Source organism: Vibrio neptunius (assembly GCF_000967495.1).
Lineage (GTDB): Bacteria > Pseudomonadota > Gammaproteobacteria > Enterobacterales > Vibrionaceae > Vibrio > Vibrio neptunius.
In genome coordinates this window covers 11,905-32,143 of record NZ_JXXU01000053.1, presented here as the reverse complement: position 1 = coordinate 32,143, position 20,239 = coordinate 11,905, and the positions used below count along the sequence as shown (strand labels likewise).

Sequence of the window (20,239 nt, the reverse complement as noted above, 5' to 3'; positions counted from 1 at the left end):
TTAGTCTAAAAACAGTGAGTTTTGTTGTGAGCGCTATTGGTTTTGCGATCATCCGAATCAACCGCAGATAAACCAAGAAGATCGCTGTGTTTGAAAATCTCAACAATATCACCACGGTCTCCGCAACACTGCCATTCAAACGATCAATGACACTGTGCGGATAAGTCTTGATCATCGTTCCGAGGTTCATTCCAGCTTTGTGCGGCCATAAACTGGACGTGTGACTCAATCATCTGATTTGACTGAGTTTGCCAGTGTGCTTCGGGACGTTGATTACAAAACTCTAAACTGAGCACCGCCAGGTTTTGCAGTCGTCTCATGCTCCAATCTTTTAACAATAACTCTGTATTGCTTTTGCAGGCGCACAATTGGAGTTTGCTGTAGGCGAGTTGCAGATACTGGTAAGCCTTATCAGGTTGTGAGTAGCGCTCAAAATGGAAAACTCGCAGACAAGCATCCAACCAGCAGGCAATAGCTTTACTTTGTAATTCGCTAATCTCTGGACCCCAAACTTCGTCAGGCACACCGAGTACTAAAGCTTCAATACCTTGATCATGCTTCTGTGTTTGGTACCAGTTGTCGATGTGTGAAACCCAGTTATCAAGCGTCATCATGCTGCTTTAACCCAATGTTTTACAAAATGATTTGGACCAATTTGATCATAGCCTTGTTGCACTACTGCACTAGTCGCGCGAATTTGATCAGCGTCCACAGAGTAGTTTGGTTCACTCTTGACCAGATTGCCAAACGGCAGATCAGGATCCGGTACCGCAGAGATCAACAGCTTGGTGTAAGGATGTTGCGGATCGGTTAAGATCGCCTGTGTGTCACCCCACTCAACAATCTGACCTTTATACATGACGGCGGTTTCCTCCGCGATGTAATGAGCGGTCGCTAAATCATGTGTGATATACAAAAAGCCGATACCCAGCTCCTTCTTCATTCTTTGCATCAGGTTAAGCACGCCAAGCCGTATCGAAACATCAAGCATCGATGTTGGCTCATCAGCCAATATCACTTCCGCGCCAACTGCTAGTGCTCGCGCTAAATTCACCCGTTGTCGCTGGCCTCCACTTAACTGGTGAGGGTACTTTTCTAATGTGTCTGGTGCGAGTTCGACTAAGTCCAATAACTCATTCAATCGTTGTGGGATGGCATGGTTGCTCTTTACCTGCTTATGGATCTTAAGAGGGCGGGTGAGGTGATGAGCAATGGTATGAGTTGGATTAAGTGAACCAAACGGGTCCTGAAACACCATTTGCACTTTACTGCGATAATCAAGCAGGGCTTTTCGGCTCTGGATCTGTTCAATGTTGTTGCCGTTAAACAGGATCTCTCCTGATGTGGCCGAGTGGACTTTGGTGATCAAGCGGGCACAGGTGCTTTTTCCACAACCGGACTCACCGACCAGAGCCAGAGTTTTGCCTTTGTGGAGGCTAAAGCTGACGCCTTGCAGTGCTTTAAACCTATCTTGTGAGGCGAAACCACCGCCAATCGTGAATTCTTTGACAACATTGTTGAGTTGGATAATAGGCTGGTTCATACCGTGGCTCCTTGCGCGTGATGCTTACCTTGATGAATGTTGGGGAATGACGCCCAAAGCTTCTTTGTGTAAGGATGCTGAGGATGGTTACGGATCTGCGTCGACTGATTGATTTCAACGATTTCTCCGTGGCGCATAATGGCAATCCGATCACACAACTGGCTCATTAGTGCCAGGTCATGAGTGATAAACAGGACTGAGAAACCAAACTCTTCACGTAATTGATAGATTTGCTGTAGAATCTCACGTTGTACCACGACATCCAGTGCGGTTGTGGGCTCATCCATAATGATCAGCTTTGGGTTGAGCGATAAAGCAATCGCAATCACGAGTCGCTGGCGCATGCCGCCACTGAACTGGTGAGGATATTCGCTTAATCGTTCACGTGGAATGTTGACCAAGTCCAGCAGCTTTTCTGCTCGGTCTTTCGCCTCAAGGTCACTGATGCCTTTATGGTGGCGCAACACGTCGGCAAACTGTTCCTGAATGGGCAGAACTGGGTTCAGCGAATTCATTGCGCTTTGGAAAACCATCGCAATTTCGCTCCAACGAATCGCGTTTATCTCGCGATCTGACAGTTTAAGCAGATCCTGACCGTCGAAATGGATTTGCCCTCCAGAGATGAACGCGGGTGGCTTGTGGAGGCGATTGATAGCAAAAGCGATCGTGCTTTTACCACAGCCAGATTCGCCCGCAAGACCAAATATTTCACCTTTGCCTATATCAAAGCTGACCGATTTCACGGCGCGAAAGTCGCCGTTGTCCGTTATGTAGTCGACGCACAAATTACGAACCTGAATGATCGGGTCGTGATGTACCGCATGCGTTAGCTCTTTATCACTCATAATCACACTTACCTAAAAATAAAGGAGAATGATTATCATTAACTGTTAATTTTTGACTGAAAAGAAGTCGTGATGAAAACAGTGAAGTGACTCGAAAAACGTTTGGTATCTGAACAGAGTTGTCATTTGTGAAGGCGAAATTCCACTGGCGTCAGCGTGGAAAGTGAGAGCTGGATCGCCTTAAAAAGGCTAGGGGTAATCTTTTAAATGTACTTCGCCATTTGGCCATGCGCAAAGCTTATTTATACAAAAAACACTAACTGTGTGCGAACTATTAGCACAATCACATTATCAAGCTAAAATTCTTAACAAGGGCGGCGCACTTTTGCTACAGATTAGCTGTCCCTTGCATGGTTTGTTCGGAGGTTACAATGTCCATTAATTCTATTGACCATGATGAAATGACGAAAATCACAGACAAGTGGGACTTCACGGAAGAAGTACAATCACAGAAGCCAACCAAAAGTGTTAAGTCGGCGGAGGCTCGTCGTCGTATTGAAGCATTAAGAGAGATTCGCGAAAGCGGCTTAACCATAGAGGAAGCGAAAGACCTAGGCATTCTGCACTAGTGTGATGACAGTGATAATCGATGTAAGGGTGGCTCATATTGCCACCCTTAATTTTTCTTTTTTTGAGCTTAGTTAACGCACTTGTCGTGCTTTGATGTCCATTTAAGTCACGGATGTGCTATATTCCCTCTCCATATTTTTGCAGATTCAGCCCTTTTGTATGTCGATTAATTTATCTACCCTCCCAGCCAATGAAAAAAACAAAATTGAGCTTGATAAACAGGCCTCATTTTTAGTCTGGAAGCTGCGTGAAGTGAAAGCAGGGCCAGATGAAATTGATCAGCAAGCGGATAAAATCAGAGATGAAGATGAACGAGCATCTTTTCTCGAATCTGTAGCCAAGTACAAGCGAGTGATGGGTGTCGCCTGACGTCCTGCGTGCAAGACATCGAGAAATTGAAATGGTCTCGATTTTTGCTAAAATCCTTCGCGTTAAATTGAATTAGAGAGAACATCCCGATGGGAAGAAGTTTTGAAGTGCGCAAAGCCTCTATGGCGAAAACAGCTGGCGCAAAAATTAAAGTTTATTCCAAATACGGTAAAGAAATTTACATGTGCGCGAAAAATGGCGGTGCAGATCCAGACATGAATTTGTCTCTTAAGCACCTGATCGCAAAAGCGAAAAAAGACCAAGTTCCTGCACACGTTATCGACAAAGCGATTGATAAAGCCAACGGTGGCGGTGGCGAAGACTACGTTCCTGCACGTTACGAAGGCTTTGGCCCAGGCGGTACTAGTGTGATCGTTGATTGTCTAACAGATAACGGTAACCGTACTTTCCAAGATGTACGCCAGTGTTTTGTTAAAACAGGTGCGAAAATTGGCGTTGAAGGTTCAGTTTCGCATATGTTTGATCACCAAGCGGTATTCCAGTTCAAAGGCGATGATGACGAGATCATTCTAGAAACGCTAATGATGGATGATGTGGATGTCACAGACGTTGAACTAGAGGATGGTGTGATCACGGTATTCGCCCCTCACACTGAGTTCTTCAAAACGAAGACGGCTCTAAACGGTGCTTTCCCAGATCTAACGCTTGATGTTGAAGAAATTACATTCGTACCTCAAACCCACACGCCGGTTGCGGGTGAAGATGCAGAGAAATTCCAGAAGTTCCTCGACATGCTAGATGATTGTGATGATGTTCAGCAGGTTTACCACAACGCTGAGCTGTAATCTCAGGTACATTAATGTGTACTGAAAAATTGCTAAAAAGGGATCCTCGTGATCCCTTTTTTGTTTCTGAACACTGAGAAAACTCATCATCTGATTCGATAGGGCATTGTTTTTTAGGTAATAAACGCTTTCAATAGATGCTGGTTAGATAAGGTACCGGACGACAGATGAGTAAACGACTTGCGATATTTCTTAGCTGCTGTGTAGCATTTCCCGCAATCTCTGCACAAACGAATGCGCTTGAACGAGCCAATATACTCTTTGAGCAGGGTGATGAGGAGCAAGCCAAATCTTTGTACATGGCCGCCGCAGAACAAGGCAGCGCTGAGGCGCATTTTAGGCTCGCTTATCAATATATCCTGTCTGACCAGCAGAGTGTCTATCACTATCAGCAAGCCGCTTTGCAGGGCCATCAAGAGGCACTAGACAACTACCTTGAGAAGGTGTTCTTTAGAGCGGGCAGTATATCAATGTCAGACCCTAAAAGTGCGCTTGAGACCTATCAGAAGGCCAAACAACACAACCCCGCTTTATCGCTTTATGGTGAAGAACAGATAATCCAAACGCTCCGCTATGCGGCAGAGTTACCTGAGCGGGACGTAGAAGCGTTCTTCGAGATGTATGACGTAAAGGATGAAGATGGTAAATGGCCATTTTATGATGTATGGGAGTTGGCAGAACAGGCATCGCGCGAAGGGAGTGTATTTGGTAAACCCGACCCTGAGCTCATATTCTGGCTCATCACTCGTGGTGGTTGGGTTCCCGCTGAGCTGTCATATGCGGTCAAAGACTATTATCAGCATTGGAAAGACAACCAAGTGGTGCCTTTTAACCTATGCTATTACATTTCCAGTGGCGCAGGCGCTGGGTACTGCGCAAATAGAGATGCACTAGAACAAGAAACTCGTCGTCAAAGTGAGTTAAGTGCTTTGAATGCGCAACTCTCAGGGCAGTATTCAGCATTGATAGAGGCCGCTTACAACGAAATGACGACCTATGTTACTCTTAAAGCGCAACAAGAAGAAATGCACGGCGGTTCTGGGAGAGGAGCTTGGATTAGTGAATCCATTCAAAAACAGAAAAACCGCTACCTTGAGGCTTTGGAAAAGGCGGTTCAAGGTCATATCGAGAGTGTGCTTACGCCGTTGGCTGAAACTGACAGGCGTCTCAATGCGACTTACCATGAGGTGATGGATTATCTCAAGCTGCCATCCCCAGAGTATATGTTGCCGAAACCTCAGTCTTTCGAGTTACGTGAGGTACAAAGACAGTGGTTAAAGCACCGAGATGCGACTTGTCGCTTAGTGACTGCGCCTCATCCGTCGTTAAAAGAGCAATGCCTGAATTGGCTCACCGCTCAAAGAGAAAAGCAACTGCGCGACATCATGATTCAATAACCATTTCAAAACAGTGAAAGAGGGAGCAAATCAGACGCTCCCGTATCGCTCACAAAGCAATCATTGGGCCTGTGATACAACACCGCACCCAGCTAGCCAACTTGAGAGCCTACGTATTAGCGGCAGTACGGTCAGGTTGAGTACGAGTGCTGCTGGCCACGCAAGGATAAAACTGTCGAGCCAGATCGCTGGCCATTCGCTACTAAAGCCAAGTTTATAGCCAGAAATTAATCCAGACATGATGACGGCCATAGTCAGTGAAGAAAGTAGGGCTGAAATCCAAAAATGTTTGCGACTCATATTTCGCCTCCTCTGCTTGTTCTTATGTTGTCACTAAGGATATAACTAGCCATAAGTGAAAAAAATAAGCAGGTTTAGAAGTATGAATTCCATATTTGGAAACATTGATGACCTTTATTTGTTCTGTTGCGTTGTCGAAGAAGGTTCTTTACTGGCTGCGTCTAAGAAACTGCAATTGCCAGTATCAACCATGTCGCGCCGTCTCTCGGCGTTAGAGCAGCGTCTGAATATCCGTTTGCTTGAGAAGAAGGGTAGGGAGCTGGTCGCAAGTGGTCTACAGGCGTTTGAGGTGTTGCAGAGCGGTATGGAGTCGATCGAGTCTGGCTTTGGTCAGATGGTTTCAGATACTCAGCAAGTCTCGGGTAAGATAAAGCTTGCACTACCCCACAATTTTTATTGTGCTTTTGTGGGCGATGTCGTTGAACAGTTTTTGGTTGATTACCCCAATGTCTCACTCGACTTGGTGCTGAGCCAGGAGCAAGCCGTTCCCCAAACAGACCGAGATTTATTGATCACCTTCGATTTGGCAGAAATGAATGACATGATAGCCAGACCTTTGTTTAAAGCTCGCCATGCCTTCTTTGCCAGCCCTGAATACATCAAGCGAGTAGGGAATGTGAAAGATTTACAGCAGCTCAGCAAGCTGGATTGGGTTAGTGTCGATCATGCATTAGACATCTCGGTTTACGAACAGGAACGTTTGGTTGATGTCATGACGGTCAAACCTAAGCTGATTGTTAACGATATTCTGGCGGTATGCGGCGCGGTTGAAAAAGGGTTAGGCGTGGCTTCTTTACCATTTAGGCATGTTCATGAAGGGATGAATATTGTCCGAGTGTTGCCTCAGTATCAGCGTAGTGTGAGACAGGCGTATCTGGTGTATAAACAAAGGCGCTACCAACCTAAGGCGTTGACCTTACTGGTTGAGCGTTTAATGAGTGGTGTGGAGAAAATGCAGGAACCAACGCATTTTACAGTGTAAAACCAACCTAATAGAAAAGATAAGGAAAGGACGAGCAGATGGATAAAGTGGTCATCGTGACAGGCGCGGGAAGAGGGATTGGAGCAGAAACCGCTAAGCTTCTTGCAAAGCAGGGCTACGCTGTGTGTGTCAATTATCTTAAGAACCACCAGCGTGCTGATGAGGTGGTGGAGGCGATAACTCAGTCGGGTGGTCGTGCGTTCGCCCATCAAGCGGATGTTTCGGATGAAGATCAGGTTGAAACTATGTTCAGTGTCGTCAAGGCTCGTTTTGGTGTGGTGACTCATCTGGTGAACAACGCCGGTGTCTTGTTTCAGCAAACGACGTTGAATAAAGTTGATGTTGAGCGGTTTAGACAGGTGATGGAAGCCAATGTAGTGAGTTGTTTCCTGTGCTGCAAAGCGTTTATCAATCAACTGGATGCGTCAGGAGCTATCGTCAATGTCTCATCGGCAGCGTCAAGAACAGGAGCACCGTTTGAATATGTCGATTATGCCGCATCGAAAGGAGCGATGGATTCCTTAACTAAAGGTTTATCTCTAGAGCTGGCTGAACGTGATATTCGAGTCAATGGCGTCAGGCCGGGCTGCATTTACACTGAGATGCATGCCGATGGCGGTGAACCAGGGCGTGTAGACCGACTCGCTTCTCAAATTCCGCTTGGACGCGGTGGTACGGCACTAGAGGTTGCTCAGTCGATCGCTTGGCTACTGTCTGATGAAGCATCGTTTGTGACCGGTTCGTTCATCGATATCGCAGGTGGAAAATAGGCAAACGGAACTGGCCATCTAGGTTAACCAGATGGCCATGTTGTCAAATCATTTAGCGTAATAAGGGCAAGTGCCCTGTTTTGACCAAAATGATTGTTTCCTGCTCAACAAAAGGAAAATGCTCGCTCATATGTGGGCTACGTAACCAGCTCCCTTTTGGGTAGCGGCCATGTTCGTCGGCGAACTCTCCTGAAAGGACAAAGATCTCTTCACCGCCAAAATGTCGATGCGGCTGAAACCTTTCTCCCGCTGGCCATTTCACCAAAGCGACGTGTTCATGTTCGAACTCATGCAATGGCATCACTTCAAGGCCGCCAATTCCAGGTAACCAAGCTTGCGTGTGGGTGTTCACCCTGATGCTCGCGCTATCTCTCTCATCAAACTGATTCAGTTTCACTAAGATGGTACAGCCTTGATCGCTGAAAGGAGCGTGTTGACTGCCGGGTGGGTTACGCAGATAGCTGCCTGCGGGGTAGTCCCCCTGTTCATCGGAGAAGATACCCTCCAAGACGAATATTTCTTCTCCCATTGGATGTGGATGCGTGTTGAAACGAGAGCCCGCATCGTAGCGGACGACACTGGTTGTATGGCCGGATTCTGCGTCTTCTCGCTCTAGCGGTTTGCGCCAAACGCCTTTGGCTGGGCTAGCAACCCAAGGCATCGACTCAGTATCAATGACGACGCGCTGGGCAAAGTTCATATTGAGCATCAGTTACTCCTTAGGTTGATATGCATTAGTTACGGCCAGCGATCACGCCGCCATCCACGTCCCAGATAGCTCCTGTCACCCAGCTCGCCTGATCCGAGAGCAAAAAGCTGATGCTGTTCGCCACATCCGTCGCGGTTCCGACTCGACCTATCGGGTGAAAATCGTTAAAGCTTTCCAAAGCCTGCTCGACGTCTTTAGGGTCAATAAACGCTTCATAGATGGGCGTTTTTACCACGGCTGGCGAGACAGCGTTGACTCGAATATTGTAATCAGCCAACTCCATCGCCAAGTGCTGAGTCAGTGCATGCAGACCCGCTTTAGCCATCGAGTAAGCTGAAGAAGGTGTGGCTTTAATCGCTTGTTTCGCCCACATGGAACCAATATTGACAATACTACCACGGTTGGCCTGAATCATCTTTTGCGCAACAGCCTGCGTGATTTGAAATATCGCCTTATTAAGCTGGTGGTAGCGATCATAATCCTGTTCAGTATGGTCAATGAAGGCTTTGGGGTTAAAGTAACCCGCGGCATTGACTAAATAGCCGATGGTTTGCTGGGAATCTTGGATTTCCTGTACAAGTTGCGAGACAGAGTCAGCATTATACAAATCTGTCTGGTGCGTTTTTACCATGCCCAACTCACCAAGCTCGCTAGCCGCCTGTGCGAGCTTGTCGGCACTTCTGCCTACTAGCGTGACTGGGACTTGATTTTGTAGCAGTAGCTTGGCGGTTTCAAAACCCATGCCGCTCGAACCACCGATGATGAGTGCGGTACCGTGATTACTGTATGTCATTTTTCTTTCTCCTGATTGATTGTGACGTGCTAATATTAGGAGCAATGTAAATCACTGAATAGTAAGTACAAATCAGTAGGGTAGGTACTTTTTGGTCCATCTTTATGAATAACAAAGAAAAACTTTTTACGAGAAAAACTGCCCCCCAAAGCAGCGCGCGAATGGTGGAAGCAATCTATGGCTGCAAATGGTCGTTAACTGTCTATCAATTGCTCGCTGCAGGGGTTAATCGACCGGGAGAAATGGTGCGCAATGTTGAGGGGCTATCGACAAAGGTGTTGAATCAGTGTCTGAAGCGCAATGTGGAGTTTGGAATACTCGATAAAGTGATTTATAACGAGTTGCCACCAAGAGTGGAGTATCAGGTGACAGAGTTCGGAGAGAAATTCTTAGCCATTCTAGAACAGTTGGAAGCTTTACAAGACGAAATCGATCAAATCGGGTGAGTCGTATCAACTCACCCCATCTATTGATTAGCCCGCCAAACGCATCATGTTACTTAAGCGTTGGTAACTAGTGCTGCCTATGTCGTTATGATCGCAAACTGACAGCAAGTCCTCAATAAAGTGGCTCAAAGCTCTGGCCTCAACGCGGCGTACACCTTGCTGCTGAGCATCAGTCAGATAGTCGTACACTGAAGCGGCGCCGAAATCGCCGAATATCATCTCACCTTGTCGATTGATCAACACGTTGTGGGCATACAAATCACCATGGCAGACTTTGTTCTCATGCAGGTGGCTGAAAACGTTGAGCATTTGCTCAACGATGTATTCGATCTTTTCGACACTAAGGGTAAATTCTGATTTGAATACATCACGCGTGCAGGTATCCAGAGTCGGCGGTAATCCCAAATTAAAATAATCCGATGGGATCAACTCCATGACCAGCGCAAGGTGATCATCTTCGTTCACCTGTGCAATCGATTTGACTAGATTCGTGTGTAGCCCTGCCTGCAGGCAAGCTTGCAACTCATCTTGCGGGTAGCCGTCGCTGGTTACTTCGCCTTTAAACACTTTTACTGCGACTTCTGCAGGGAAATCAAAATCCCTATTGAGCCAGTCTGCGTGTGAGATAACCCCAGAAGCGCCTTGGCCAAGCACGTGATTGATTGAATAACTGGCCGATGAGATCTGAGGGACACTTTCGTTATGCGATAGACGCTCACAGAATGGGTTGCCCGCAAACGCCATCCAAGCCAGCTTTGGCAGCTCAAGCAAGACTTGAGGAAACACATCGAGTTGGTTGGCTGACAGCCTGACTAGCTCTAAGTTAAGCAAATTTTTAAAGCTCTTTGGTAGAGCCGTGATCTGGTTACCCGCTAACGCCAGTTTTTGCAGTCGTGGTCTGTGGCCCAAAGATTCTGGTAGCTGCTTTATCTGGTTATCGGTCAGAATCAGCCAGCGGAGTTGTTCTGGTAAAGATTCTTCCGCCACACGGACAATTTGATTGCTCTTAAAGCCAACCATTTCTAACCGTTCACATTGGCCGAGCACCAAAGGAAGACGGGTAAAGCGGTTATTGGAAGCAAAAACAATCTTGAGTTGGGTAAGTTCGGTCAGCCATTCCGGCAGTTCGCACAGTAGATTGTTGGACACATCGAGGATCTCTAAGCTGTCAGATAACGTTAAGATCTCTCGTGGTAACTCAGTTAATTGCTCCGAAAGCTGAAGGCGCTGAATGCCTGCCAGCTGGCCATTTCTTAGTTGTTCTACTGTGTGCAAACTTGTCTGCCTATCAATGTTTGGGGATGGAAAAGAGCGCGTATTCTACGCAGTAAATGGATGAAAGGCGAGACAAGAAGGATGTGCCTAGTGGTTGCTTGTGATTTCCAGAACAATTCAGGCATAGTTGTCAGTACTTAATGTGGAGGAGAGTGACTGTTATCAGGTCCCGCTTCATCTTACTCTACCCAAAGGGGCGAAAACCGGCCCAGTAGCGCGGTGTTTCTATGAGTTATTGCGCAATGGAGCTTGGTCAGAATCTGGTGAAAAAAGTCAGTAGTGAGATGATAAGTAAATCATTGCACAGTAAATGGGTTACTATGGGCGCTAAGTTTGGATTTTTGCAGGGAATCGTGAATGCAACCGTGGTTAGATTGGGCTAAACAAATTAAAGCCATCGCACAGGCTGGTGAAACGTATGGTAGAGATAAGTACGATCTGGAGCGCTACCGTCAGTTAGATGGGATTGCCCATCAAATGTTTGCTCATTTGAGTGGTAGCCCAGTTGAGCAGGTACAGAAACTGTTTATTCCGGAATCAGGTTACCCAACACCAAAAATAGACCTACGCGCTGCCGTGATCAAGGATGGAAAAATACTCTTAGTCAGAGAAAGAGAAGATGATTGCTGGACGCTACCCGGAGGTTGGGGTGATGTGTGTGAAACACCGAAAGCAGGTGTTGTGCGTGAAGTATTGGAAGAGTCTGGTTATGTGGTGAATAACCCTCGGCTGGTGGCGGTGAAAGATCGTGCAGTGCATGACTATCAGCCAGAGTTTCCGTTTCATATCTATAAGATGTTCTTTCTGTGTGATTTTGTATCTGGTGAAGCCACGACTAATATCGAGATTTCTGAAATTGAATTTTTTGCACCTGATGAGCTTCCTCAACTGTCCCAAGGGCGTGTTTTGGCCGAAGACATCGAGATGATGTTTGACTATCTGGCCAACCCAGATAAGCCTATTTACGTTGACTAATCGTTGAGAATTGATGTTTACAGTGTAAACCTCAATGCGATGACAACGTCATGCATTGAGGTTTGTTGGACTATAGAGACTTGGCTAGTTACTGACTCCTGAATAACGAAAGGCTTCATGAGTCAGTTTATCGAGCTCTGCATTCTCCATTTCATTGTGTACCACGCTGATGCGACCAAGGTAAATCAGTGGAATTTCATCGGCTCGATTTTCCAAATGAAATTTTATCGCTTCTGCGGTCGCTACACCAAGGTCGTCACTCATGCGCATCGGAGTCGCATCAAGTTCGTCAGAGCGTATCTTTTCTATTTCCTTTGCCGTACCACCCCAACCAGTGACATAGATGTCAGAGAGCTTCCCTGCCTCAGCTAGGGCATCAATGGCGCCCATTGTCATCGCTGTGTTCGCATTATGGATCATAGTAACTTCAGGGAAGTTATCCAGTACCAGTTTGACGCCATCAGCGCCGCCCAGTTTTTGGTATTGGCCGAAGTGTTCGTAGGCTGTGAACCAGTCACCTTTTTCTCTTACACAATCTATAAACCCTTGGGAACGCTGGGTATCTGTAATGCCAGGAATACCTCGGTTAGCAGCAAAATCGACCTCGTTGCCTAGATGTTTGACGACATGTTGACACAATACTTCTGCCCCCATAGCGCTGGAAAAGTCAAACCATGCATCGGGTTGGTGCTGCCACTGTGAATCTGGGGTATGAAACGCCCAAATAAAGGTTTTGAAATCGTTAGAGGCGGACAACTTCTGGATGTTTCCTGATTGCAGACTAAGCTCTGACGGGCCAAAAATAACAAAATCGTAAGGCTTCTCAGCGTTTAACACCTGTTGGGTATATTGAGTTTGCAATGAGTGTTCGATTTGTTTTGAGGTATATTGAACGACTTTAAAAGGGACTTCGAGATCCTTAAGGCGTTCGACTAGTGCAGTATAGTTGCGTACCCAGAAATCAGAGATATCGGCACTTGGGTAAATTAAGGCGATTTTTATTGATTTCTCGGCTGCAGTTTTAGTGACAGGAACTGCAGCGCCGCTCACTGTCTTTTGAAACGTTTCCAACTTCTTTTGATCTTGTTGAGTTTGCGAAGTGTCGGAACTAAAAGCAAAAGATGAAACGCATAAAGTGCCAGTCAGTGCGGCTGTTAGCACTTTATTGATGTGAAATCGCATACTTGTTACCAAATGTTTTGATTGTGTATTAACATTATTATAAATATATAAAAATTATGAGTTAAAGATTTTTATACTAAGTATGCATAAATTCTTAAGTGTGGCGAGCCTATTGCTCACCACCGTTTGTAGCTTGCCATTATTTGCTAGTTCGACTGACATCGATTTTTTCACCTATGCCAAAGAGAAAGTAGCGCTCGCGATAGCCAGCGATCAGGCGTGGGATGGTCCGAAAATAGGCCCTAAAATTGTACGTGAAAGAAACATTATTTTTGTTGCTTCAGACCTTCGTAATGGCGGTGTATATGGAGTGGCGAGAGGTATGTCTGAAGCGATATCTCACCTTGATTGGCACTTAAGATTTATTGACGGCCTTGGCTCAGAAGTTCGCCAGGGTGCGGCGATAAGAAAGGCGATTGGTTTTGAACCCGATGCGATTGTGTTAGGTGGGATTGATGCACACCGACATAAGCGTATCCTCAGGCTGGCTGAAAGTTTAGGTATTACGGTTATCGGTTGGCATGCCACGGAGCTCGCTGGGGGCAACGCTGATATTGGCTTGTTCACTAACATCACCACAGATCCATTGGCTGTTGCAGAAGTGGCTGCTTTGCTGGCGATTGTGGATTCTAATCGCCATGTTAATGCGTTGGTATTTACTGATCCGAACTACAAGATTGCAACGATTAAGTCGGATGCTATGGTTGCGGCCATTGAGCGCTGTGCAACCTGTAAGGTGTTAGAACTTAAAGCGTTACCCTTGGATAAAATTGCTCAACAAATGCCTGCTGTTCTCGATCAATTGTGGGAAAAACATGGTGATGAGATTACCCACATACTGGCTATCAATGATTTATATATCGATTATGCGATTCCTTCTTTGGAGTCGATTTTAGAAGACAATAAACCGGTGCCTCAGAACATTTCTGCTGGTGATGGCAGCAAAGCCGCCTACAAACGTATCGATAGCGACACCTTTCAGCTGGCTACTGTACCTGAGCCCCTTTACTTACAGGGGTGGCAAATCATTGATGAGCTTAATCGATCTTTTCACAACATGCCGCCTAGCGGCTACTCCGCGCCTGTGCACCTTGTGACACCTGACAATGTTGCAGAGTTAATCAGCCCAAAAGATAGCGGGATATATGACCCACAAAACGGCTATCGCGAAGCGTATCTCAGCATATGGAAGCCGCAATGAAATTCAGCCCTATTAACCTAACTCAGCGCCTGATCATTGCTAACTTGTTCTCTTTGTTGATCGTTAGTTTCGCGGTATTTATGGTCATTCGCTCACTTCATTCTGTCGAGTCGACTCTAAAAACGGAAACTACGTCACATGTGTCCGATCTTATCGTCAATTCAGAGATCAGTCGGCGCGTTTTTGCGCTCACCTCCAGAGTAAAACTGCTTGAACAGACATTTCTCTTCAGTGAAACCACCTTGTCAGAAGAAGCATTTAACATCGATTTCCAGTTACAGAGGTTACGAGATCTCTCGACCAACCAAGCGTTCTCGTTGAGGATAGATGCGTTTATCGAAAGCTTTCATCGATTTCTTGGCAGTTCGCTAGCGCTAAACCGCATACTTAAGCAAACTCATGAGATCGATGAAACCTTAGCGGATCAGCTGGATAAACTAGAACTGGCGATTGCTGACAGCAAGCTTCGCCACATTAATGAGCCTGACTTTATGCGTTACAACAATGAGTTAGACTTAGTCAACATGCTGAGAGAAGCGTTTCTTTCCGCAGGTAAAATGGTCGGTGATATTCACAGCAGAATTACTCCTGAAACAGAAAAAGTGCTGTTGATCGAGGTCGAAAAAGAGCTTGATATCTTCCTACTTCATCTGGAAAACGTCGACATTAAAACAGAAGCAGTGGTGCTAGAAAAGCAGCGTATCCATCGTACGGTCAAGCGCTATAACTCGGCTTTGAGACGTATCCGCGCTAACCTAGAGCAGCGTTGGATAGTGATGGCATCGCTGGTGGACGCACAAACTCAGCTACTGAACATGGTGGAGAATACCGAAGCGCGCGTACTCAATCAGGCGCTTGAGCTAACTAAAAAGCTGGAAAAAGATATCGAAGCATCGCGGCTCAATGCGGTGACGATGAGCTTTGCTGCTGTGCTGCTATCTGTGCTGCTGGTGAGTCACGTGGTACGTCGTCATATCCGAAAACCACTTGATGATTTAAAAGACGGCTTTGATCGTCTCGAGTCCGACTCGATTAAAAAGCCCATCGATCTGGGACGGCAAGACGAATGGGGACACATAGAAAGCGCCTACAACAACATGGCCTCACGCCTGTCAGATGCTTACTTAGAACTGCATGATGAGAAAAAGAACTTCGACTTTCTCGCACACCATGACCCTTTGACTGGTCTGGCTAATCGCCTGCTCGCAACGAAAAAGCTCAAACGTGAAATTGCACAGAGTACCAAAAATGGCGAGTCGTTTGTTTTGCTTTATCTTGATACCGATGAGTTCAAAACCATCAATGATTCCTTAGGTCATGCATCTGGGGACAACCTATTGGTTAATATGTCGGAAATTCTGATGAAGATAATTGGAGATTCAGGGTTTGTCGCACGCATGGGCGGTGATGAATTTATGATTGTTATCTCTAACGCCAGCCTTAAAGATGGTGAATTACTCGCAGAGCGAATCAACAAAGCATTGCGCAAACCTTATTACATCGAAGACAACTTGATTTTTGTATCTACCAGCATTGGTGTATGTGAATTTCCACTTCATGGTAAGGATGGTGAAACTTTAGTTCGTAATGCGGATACGGCTATGTATCATGCTAAGCGATGTGGCCGCGATCAGTACAAAGTCTACGCTGATAAGATGACCCATGAAGTGACGGACTTAGTTGAGACCAATATCGGTCTTCGCCAAGCGATAGCCAATGATGAGCTGGTGGTGTATTTCCAGCCCAAGGTGGATTTGGATTCAAACACCATTGTTGGGGCCGAGGCTCTGGTTCGCTGGAATCATCCTAAATTGGGGATGATTCCACCAGCTGAATTTCTGGAAGTGGCTGAGAAAACGGATTTAATCACTGAAATTGACACATGGGTATTCAGAAAAGTCGCGAATTCGATCACCCAATGGCAACGTGATGGCATTGAATTACAAGGCTTGTTGTTCTCTATTAACTTTTCAGCGCGGATGTTCTATCGAACGGATTTAGCTCAGCAGTTGCAACAGATATTAGATGACACCGACTGCCAGCCGCATCAGCTATTACTGGAAATCACTGAGCGCGATATGATGCGTGACTTTGAAACATGCGTTCGAACCATTGCGACTTTACGTGAGAAAGGCTACAAGATTGCCATTGATGATTTTGGCACTGGCTACTCATCACTATCGGTACTCAAAAATCTATCAGCAGATTGCATCAAGCTTGACCGGAGCTTTATCGAAGATGTGAATTCCTCAAAAGTTGACTACGAGATCACCCGAGCGGTACTTAAATTGGCGCAGATTCTTGAATTTTCGGTGATTGCAGAAGGAGTCGAAACTGAATCTCACGTTGCAACTCTGCGGCAGATTGGTTGCCGATTTGCGCAAGGATACTACTTTGCCAAACCTCTACCGGTTGAAGAGTGGATTCACTATCTTGCTGAAACTGAGCAGCCAGTCATTGTTTCCTGACATGTGCAGACAATCAAAAAAGGCCACATCAAAAGTGGCCCTTTGCAATAGGTCGAATGGACTTAGCTTGATTGACACCGCGCTGGTGACGGTTTGTTTTGTCTCAGTGCCAGTATTGCCTGTGGTAGAAGAGACATCACGATCATACCGCTCATTAGGCTGTATTGGAGTGGGGTAAAAGATTCACCCAGCAGCACCAGTCCCGTTACGATACCTGCAATTGGGTTGGCAATGCCGCCAAAGGTAAAGTCCACCACAGTCATGCGTTGCAAAAGCCACACATACATGCCGTAACCCAATGCGGTGTTGAGACCGACGACCCACAATAAACCTAAGCCATTACTAAGCGAGAAATTCACTAGTGCGTTGCTGTATTGCGCAGGGTCCACGACCGCTTGAAAGCCTGCCGCGATAGACAGAATCGCGCCGCCGAGAATCAGCTGCCACGTCAGCACTGTCCACCAGTGCATGCGGTTGCCCAATGACTTGGTCAGGGAGCTACCTGCAACGATACACATGATGGCAGCGAGCATCGCCCCCAAACCAATCGGATTGAGGCTAATGGAGCTTGGAGAGAACAGTATCCAAGCCAGACCAACTAGGGCCGCACCACAGACAGCCTGAATCGGGCTAGGGCTAGTTTTGTTCACTACCCAGTTGTACACCATGGCAAACACGGGGACAGACACCATACCCACACCGGAAATGGCCGATGGCAAGGTCAATGCCATAACAAAAATCAGTCCGAAGAAGGTCGCAATGTTAATCAGTCCAAGACTGAAGAGAATTTGCCAGTCTCCTTTTTTTGGCAGAGACGGCTTAATCATCAGTAACAAGAGCCCGGCAGGAAGTGCGCGAATCGCTCCCAGCAGTAGGGGAGGCCAATCAGTCAAGCTATATTGTGTCACTGCGTATGTTGTACCCCAGAAGAAAGCGGGGATCATCGCCAGTAATATATTCATAATTTTTATCTTTACATTAAGATATTTTGCGTGAATGTACGCCTAAAAGTTCTGTTTGTAAAGTATCTTTATGTTAAGATACTTCGATACGTCATTTTCTTAGTGGAGAAACCAGTTCATGGACGCTATAGATAGAGTGGTCGAACAATGGGCAAAGGAAAAGCCCGAATTAGATACTGAACCCATGGCCATCATGGGCAGGCTGCTCAGAATTGCCAAACATATGGAAACGGAAGTCACGCAATTGCACAAGCGCTATGACTTAAAGCTGGGTGAGTTTGATGTCCTGGCCACATTACGGCGCAGTGGTTCACCATTTCGCCTAACCCCTTCTGAATTAATCGATTCTATGATGCTCACTTCTGGTGCGATGACAAATCGTCTTGATAAGTTGGAATCCAAAAGCCTCATTGCGCGTGAGCACAGTAAACAAGACCGTCGCAGTGTCACCGTGCAACTGACAGATGAAGGATTTACCTTGATTGATAAAATCATTGAAGAGCATGCTCAAGTTCAGCAGAAACTAGTAAAAGGCATGAACTCAAACCAGAAGCGTCAGATTAATCAAATCCTCAAAGGTTGGCAGACTCAGTTCGAATAACCTCCTATCGCAACCCGATGGATGTTCATCGGGTTAATCTTAGCCAGTTTTACTTACCACGACTCTCTCAGACGACCTAGGTCATGGATGATGCTGCTATCCTCTTCGCACCTGCGATGCTCGAGATAAGGGAAGACCAACTTGCCTTCGGTTACTCGCGCTTTGAGCCGTGCGTGCATGATATCAAGAATGACACGTGGCGCATATTTCCCTCGAATTGGTGTAATTTCAATCTTTTTTTTGATTGGGCATCACATACCGAAAGATATTAATTTCGTCACCGCTGGGCTCTATCTGTCGATATACCAGTCAATAGCGGCATTAAATCTAGCTTTTCAGTACAAAATACTGTCATCGATTAAGATTTGGTTGTTTTTTGACCGTTTTTAGGTTCGATATGCAATAGTGCGATTTTTAACCAGGTTTGGTACGTTTATTTTTTTATCGGAGGTATAACATGTCAACAAGAGCTTTTCTTTCAATAGAGAGTGTCGACAACGGATGTCTGTCTCATGCTTGTAATACCCCCCTATCTATGGGGAACAGCTACCAATCTGGTCATGAAGATCAGATCACCGTTTTGTCTTTCTCTCATTCCATCGATTACGATAACAAGGCTATTCATCACCCGATTCAAATAGTGAAAAAGATAGATAAGGCCAGTCCAATTCTCGCTCAGGCTTGTTCTGATGGCGATGAACTAAAATGTTGCTTAAATTTCTACCGTCCAAGCTCTAAAGGTGGCAGCGAACTGTTTTACGAAGTTAAGCTGACAGGGGCGCTGATACGTTCTTTATCGACACATATGCCGCATGTTATTGATTTCAACGACAACGAAATGAATGAAACCATGCTGATCTCGTACCGAGACATCAGTTGGAGGCATATAGGAGCAAATACTGGAGCTTTTTCCTCATGGCTTCAAGCATTCTCAGACGTTAGGGAGAAGGACGAACGATGAGCTCAAGTCGAGGTCAAATCGGCGAAGATGAGGTGAAAATGATTGTCCGTGGGCTGCTTCAACAAGCCAACACGTACAGTCTGACGCACTTGTCTGACCCAACCATTCAGCATGAGTTCCGAGAGCAGTATCGTTTACTTGGAAAATGTCTATTGCGAGACTACGAGAATGGTATTTTAGTTGGAGAGAGGGTTGTCCGACTAGTCAGACGAGAACGTCAAAGCCTGATTGATCAAGCCTTGGAGCTAGGTGTGTATGGTCTAGGTCTAGTGGCGGGGATTGGGCAACTGTCGGTCGGTTATGGGGGGTGTGTTACCAGCTCGATTTTCTCTATTGCGGGGGCATCTTGGTGTAGTACGGTAGGCATGCCAATGATGGCGCATGGTGGTAACAATATTTATGAAAACTCACACAATATTGCAGGAAATGTAATTCAAAACTGGAAAGGGGAGTTCACCGGCAGCTATAGAAATCGGAATAGCATGTTGCGCAAACAATATCACAAGGCTGCATCATCTCTCGGCTTCAGTAAACGAGAGGGTGACGCTGCTTATGCCGTGGTTGATCTCGCTTCAAGCGGATATGGCCTTGTTTCTAAAAAGCGAGTCGTTCAAAAATGGACCAATATGCCAGACTCTGAACAACTTTTGTTATTTCGATACTTTAAACGAGATTACGCTAAAGGGTGGCGTTCGATGTCAAAAGGATCGCTATGGTTTGAGTCGGGAGCAAACACGGTAACCGCTATATCTGCGATGAGCCCCTATCTTGAAGGGGATGAATAATGTCTATTTGGCTGTACATATTTGTCAGTTTGCTGGGTGTGATTATTTGCCACTATCTCTCTGAACTGTATCTGCGCAAAGACAAAGTGATTTTCTTTATTGTTTATTTTTTTGTTTTTGTTAACTTTTTTAGTCAACACTACTCTTTAACATTTGACAAAGCCTTCCTTAATAGCTGGTTATTTTTATTCGAGACAGGCAACTCTACCTTTACGGATTTGTATCGCTATATTGCATTGGTGTTCGTGATAGTTATGCTCCTGACAACACCTCCCTCTAGGCTGACTTTTTTAAATCGT

The 20,239-nt window shown here is 45.9% G+C and carries 22 protein-coding genes and 1 pseudogene; 14 read left to right on the top strand and 9 right to left on the bottom strand.

Going from position 1 to position 20,239, the window contains the following annotated elements; translation table 11 throughout:
• Positions 1-143 precede the first annotated feature (143 nt).
• The 3 genes from TW84_RS18675 to TW84_RS18665 are packed head-to-tail and all read right to left on the bottom strand — an operon-like array spanning position 144 to position 2,388.
• Positions 144-614 carry a hypothetical protein gene (locus TW84_RS18675; RefSeq protein ID WP_045977138.1) on the bottom strand — a complete coding sequence of 157 codons (471 nt, stop codon included), beginning with the start codon at positions 612-614 and terminating at the stop codon, positions 144-146.
• Positions 611-1,543, bottom strand: a complete 933-nt coding sequence (locus TW84_RS18670) for an ATP-binding cassette domain-containing protein (RefSeq protein WP_045977137.1) — start codon at positions 1,541-1,543, stop codon at positions 611-613. The genes TW84_RS18675 and TW84_RS18670 overlap by 4 nt, the downstream gene beginning before the upstream one ends.
• Complete coding sequence (locus tag TW84_RS18665; protein ID WP_045977136.1) at positions 1,540-2,388, bottom strand: ABC transporter ATP-binding protein; 849 nt, start codon at positions 2,386-2,388, stop codon at positions 1,540-1,542. Before TW84_RS18665 ends, TW84_RS18670 begins: the two co-directional genes overlap by 4 nt.
• A 371-nt stretch (positions 2,389-2,759) precedes the next feature.
• Here TW84_RS18665 and TW84_RS18660 point away from each other — a divergent pair, with 371 nt between their 5' ends.
• The 4 genes from TW84_RS18660 (at position 2,760) to TW84_RS18645 (ending at position 5,530) form a co-directional block, all read left to right on the top strand.
• The gene (locus TW84_RS18660) at positions 2,760-2,957 is read left to right on the top strand and encodes a PA3496 family putative envelope integrity protein (protein ID WP_006959890.1); all 198 of its coding nucleotides are present in this window, start codon (positions 2,760-2,762) and stop codon (positions 2,955-2,957) included.
• Positions 2,958-3,117: 160 nt separating this feature from the next.
• Positions 3,118-3,327: a DUF3283 family protein gene (locus tag TW84_RS18655; RefSeq protein WP_045977135.1), complete on the top strand. Its 210-nt coding sequence runs from the start codon at positions 3,118-3,120 to the stop codon at positions 3,325-3,327.
• Between the two features lie 89 nt (positions 3,328-3,416).
• Positions 3,417-4,133, top strand: coding sequence for a YebC/PmpR family DNA-binding transcriptional regulator (locus TW84_RS18650; protein WP_019277412.1), 717 nt, complete (start codon positions 3,417-3,419; stop codon positions 4,131-4,133).
• 167 nt (positions 4,134-4,300) lie between these two features.
• Complete coding sequence (locus tag TW84_RS18645; RefSeq protein WP_045977134.1) at positions 4,301-5,530, top strand: lysozyme inhibitor LprI family protein; 1,230 nt, start codon at positions 4,301-4,303, stop codon at positions 5,528-5,530.
• Between the two features lie 60 nt (positions 5,531-5,590).
• Here the strand turns inward: TW84_RS18645 and TW84_RS18640 are convergent, their stop codons facing one another.
• Complete coding sequence (locus TW84_RS18640; RefSeq protein WP_045977133.1) at positions 5,591-5,830, bottom strand: DUF2798 domain-containing protein; 240 nt, start codon at positions 5,828-5,830, stop codon at positions 5,591-5,593.
• An 82-nt stretch (positions 5,831-5,912) separates the two neighbouring features.
• Here TW84_RS18640 and TW84_RS18635 point away from each other — a divergent pair, with 82 nt between their 5' ends.
• Both TW84_RS18635 and TW84_RS18630 read left to right on the top strand, forming a co-directional pair.
• On the top strand, positions 5,913-6,812 hold the full coding sequence (locus TW84_RS18635; protein WP_045977132.1) for a LysR family transcriptional regulator: 900 nt from the start codon (positions 5,913-5,915) through the stop codon (positions 6,810-6,812).
• Positions 6,813-6,850: 38 nt separating this feature from the next.
• Entirely contained in the window at positions 6,851-7,582 is a 732-nt protein-coding gene (locus TW84_RS18630) for an SDR family oxidoreductase (protein ID WP_045977131.1), read from the top strand.
• Positions 7,583-7,634: 52 nt separating this feature from the next.
• Here the strand turns inward: TW84_RS18630 and TW84_RS18625 are convergent, their stop codons facing one another.
• Positions 7,635-8,291 carry a cupin domain-containing protein gene (locus TW84_RS18625; protein WP_045977130.1) on the bottom strand — a complete coding sequence of 219 codons (657 nt, stop codon included), beginning with the start codon at positions 8,289-8,291 and terminating at the stop codon, positions 7,635-7,637.
• 25 nt (positions 8,292-8,316) lie between these two features.
• Positions 8,317-9,084, bottom strand: coding sequence for an SDR family NAD(P)-dependent oxidoreductase (locus TW84_RS18620; RefSeq protein ID WP_045977129.1), 768 nt, complete (start codon positions 9,082-9,084; stop codon positions 8,317-8,319).
• 104 nt (positions 9,085-9,188) lie between these two features.
• Between TW84_RS18620 and TW84_RS18615 the strand changes: the two genes are divergently transcribed.
• Positions 9,189-9,530 carry a winged helix-turn-helix transcriptional regulator gene (locus tag TW84_RS18615; RefSeq protein WP_019277418.1) on the top strand — a complete coding sequence of 114 codons (342 nt, stop codon included), beginning with the start codon at positions 9,189-9,191 and terminating at the stop codon, positions 9,528-9,530.
• A gap of 27 nt (positions 9,531-9,557) precedes the next feature.
• Here the strand turns inward: TW84_RS18615 and TW84_RS18610 are convergent, their stop codons facing one another.
• Positions 9,558-10,805 (bottom strand): leucine-rich repeat-containing protein kinase family protein, encoded by a 1,248-nt coding sequence (locus TW84_RS18610; protein ID WP_045977128.1) that lies wholly within the window; start codon positions 10,803-10,805, stop codon positions 9,558-9,560.
• Between the two features lie 127 nt (positions 10,806-10,932).
• Here TW84_RS18610 and TW84_RS25120 point away from each other — a divergent pair.
• A pseudogene (locus TW84_RS25120) lies at positions 10,933-11,085 on the top strand (LysR family transcriptional regulator); the annotation flags it as partial.
• A gap of 77 nt (positions 11,086-11,162) precedes the next feature.
• Positions 11,163-11,780 (top strand): NUDIX hydrolase, encoded by a 618-nt coding sequence (locus TW84_RS18605; RefSeq protein ID WP_045977127.1) that lies wholly within the window; start codon positions 11,163-11,165, stop codon positions 11,778-11,780.
• Between the two features lie 84 nt (positions 11,781-11,864).
• Here TW84_RS18605 and TW84_RS18600 read toward each other — a convergent pair whose 3' ends face one another.
• Positions 11,865-12,962, bottom strand: a complete 1,098-nt coding sequence (locus TW84_RS18600; RefSeq protein WP_045977126.1) for a substrate-binding domain-containing protein — start codon at positions 12,960-12,962, stop codon at positions 11,865-11,867.
• A gap of 82 nt (positions 12,963-13,044) precedes the next feature.
• On the opposite strand from TW84_RS18600, the gene TW84_RS18595 reads away from it, so the two are divergent.
• Both TW84_RS18595 and TW84_RS18590 read left to right on the top strand, forming a co-directional pair.
• Positions 13,045-14,163, top strand: a complete 1,119-nt coding sequence (locus TW84_RS18595) for a substrate-binding domain-containing protein (protein WP_045977125.1) — start codon at positions 13,045-13,047, stop codon at positions 14,161-14,163.
• On the top strand, positions 14,160-16,631 hold the full coding sequence (locus tag TW84_RS18590) for a putative bifunctional diguanylate cyclase/phosphodiesterase (RefSeq protein ID WP_045977124.1): 2,472 nt from the start codon (positions 14,160-14,162) through the stop codon (positions 16,629-16,631). The genes TW84_RS18595 and TW84_RS18590 overlap by 4 nt, the downstream gene beginning before the upstream one ends.
• Before the next feature lie 62 nt (positions 16,632-16,693).
• Here TW84_RS18590 and TW84_RS18585 read toward each other — a convergent pair whose 3' ends face one another.
• Positions 16,694-17,593, bottom strand: a complete 900-nt coding sequence (locus tag TW84_RS18585) for a DMT family transporter (protein ID WP_045977123.1) — start codon at positions 17,591-17,593, stop codon at positions 16,694-16,696.
• Positions 17,594-17,711: 118 nt separating this feature from the next.
• On the opposite strand from TW84_RS18585, the gene TW84_RS18580 reads away from it, so the two are divergent.
• The 3 genes from TW84_RS18580 (at position 17,712) to TW84_RS18570 (ending at position 19,940) form a co-directional block, all read left to right on the top strand.
• The gene (locus tag TW84_RS18580) at positions 17,712-18,194 is read left to right on the top strand and encodes a MarR family winged helix-turn-helix transcriptional regulator (RefSeq protein ID WP_045977122.1); all 483 of its coding nucleotides are present in this window, start codon (positions 17,712-17,714) and stop codon (positions 18,192-18,194) included.
• Positions 18,195-18,651: 457 nt separating this feature from the next.
• Positions 18,652-19,155 (top strand): Hcp family type VI secretion system effector, encoded by a 504-nt coding sequence (locus tag TW84_RS18575; protein ID WP_045977121.1) that lies wholly within the window; start codon positions 18,652-18,654, stop codon positions 19,153-19,155.
• Positions 19,152-19,940: a DUF4225 domain-containing protein gene (locus tag TW84_RS18570; protein WP_045977120.1), complete on the top strand. Its 789-nt coding sequence runs from the start codon at positions 19,152-19,154 to the stop codon at positions 19,938-19,940. The genes TW84_RS18575 and TW84_RS18570 overlap by 4 nt, the downstream gene beginning before the upstream one ends.
• Positions 19,941-20,239: the final 299 nt, after the last annotated feature.

Bases quoted from the DNA above. Each gene is read 5' to 3' on its own strand.
- TW84_RS18675 (WP_045977138.1), bottom strand. From the start codon at position 614: ATGATGACGCTTGATAACTGGGTTTCACACATCGACAACTGGTACCAA.
- TW84_RS18670 (WP_045977137.1), bottom strand. From the start codon at position 1,543: ATGAACCAGCCTATTATCCAACTCAACAATGTTGTCAAAGAATTCACG.
- TW84_RS18665 (WP_045977136.1), bottom strand. From the start codon at position 2,388: ATGAGTGATAAAGAGCTAACGCATGCGGTACATCACGACCCGATCATT.
- TW84_RS18660 (WP_006959890.1), top strand. From the start codon at position 2,760: ATGTCCATTAATTCTATTGACCATGATGAAATGACGAAAATCACAGAC.
- TW84_RS18655 (WP_045977135.1), top strand. From the start codon at position 3,118: ATGTCGATTAATTTATCTACCCTCCCAGCCAATGAAAAAAACAAAATT.
- TW84_RS18650 (WP_019277412.1), top strand. From the start codon at position 3,417: ATGGGAAGAAGTTTTGAAGTGCGCAAAGCCTCTATGGCGAAAACAGCT.
- TW84_RS18645 (WP_045977134.1), top strand. From the start codon at position 4,301: ATGAGTAAACGACTTGCGATATTTCTTAGCTGCTGTGTAGCATTTCCC.
- TW84_RS18640 (WP_045977133.1), bottom strand. From the start codon at position 5,830: ATGAGTCGCAAACATTTTTGGATTTCAGCCCTACTTTCTTCACTGACT.
- TW84_RS18635 (WP_045977132.1), top strand. From the start codon at position 5,913: ATGAATTCCATATTTGGAAACATTGATGACCTTTATTTGTTCTGTTGC.
- TW84_RS18630 (WP_045977131.1), top strand. From the start codon at position 6,851: ATGGATAAAGTGGTCATCGTGACAGGCGCGGGAAGAGGGATTGGAGCA.
- TW84_RS18625 (WP_045977130.1), bottom strand. From the start codon at position 8,291: ATGCTCAATATGAACTTTGCCCAGCGCGTCGTCATTGATACTGAGTCG.
- TW84_RS18620 (WP_045977129.1), bottom strand. From the start codon at position 9,084: ATGACATACAGTAATCACGGTACCGCACTCATCATCGGTGGTTCGAGC.
- TW84_RS18615 (WP_019277418.1), top strand. From the start codon at position 9,189: ATGAATAACAAAGAAAAACTTTTTACGAGAAAAACTGCCCCCCAAAGC.
- TW84_RS18605 (WP_045977127.1), top strand. From the start codon at position 11,163: ATGCAACCGTGGTTAGATTGGGCTAAACAAATTAAAGCCATCGCACAG.
- TW84_RS18600 (WP_045977126.1), bottom strand. From the start codon at position 12,962: ATGCGATTTCACATCAATAAAGTGCTAACAGCCGCACTGACTGGCACT.
- TW84_RS18595 (WP_045977125.1), top strand. From the start codon at position 13,045: ATGCATAAATTCTTAAGTGTGGCGAGCCTATTGCTCACCACCGTTTGT.
- TW84_RS18590 (WP_045977124.1), top strand. From the start codon at position 14,160: ATGAAATTCAGCCCTATTAACCTAACTCAGCGCCTGATCATTGCTAAC.
- TW84_RS18585 (WP_045977123.1), bottom strand. From the start codon at position 17,593: ATGAATATATTACTGGCGATGATCCCCGCTTTCTTCTGGGGTACAACA.
- TW84_RS18580 (WP_045977122.1), top strand. From the start codon at position 17,712: ATGGACGCTATAGATAGAGTGGTCGAACAATGGGCAAAGGAAAAGCCC.
- TW84_RS18575 (WP_045977121.1), top strand. From the start codon at position 18,652: ATGTCAACAAGAGCTTTTCTTTCAATAGAGAGTGTCGACAACGGATGT.
- TW84_RS18570 (WP_045977120.1), top strand. From the start codon at position 19,152: ATGAGCTCAAGTCGAGGTCAAATCGGCGAAGATGAGGTGAAAATGATT.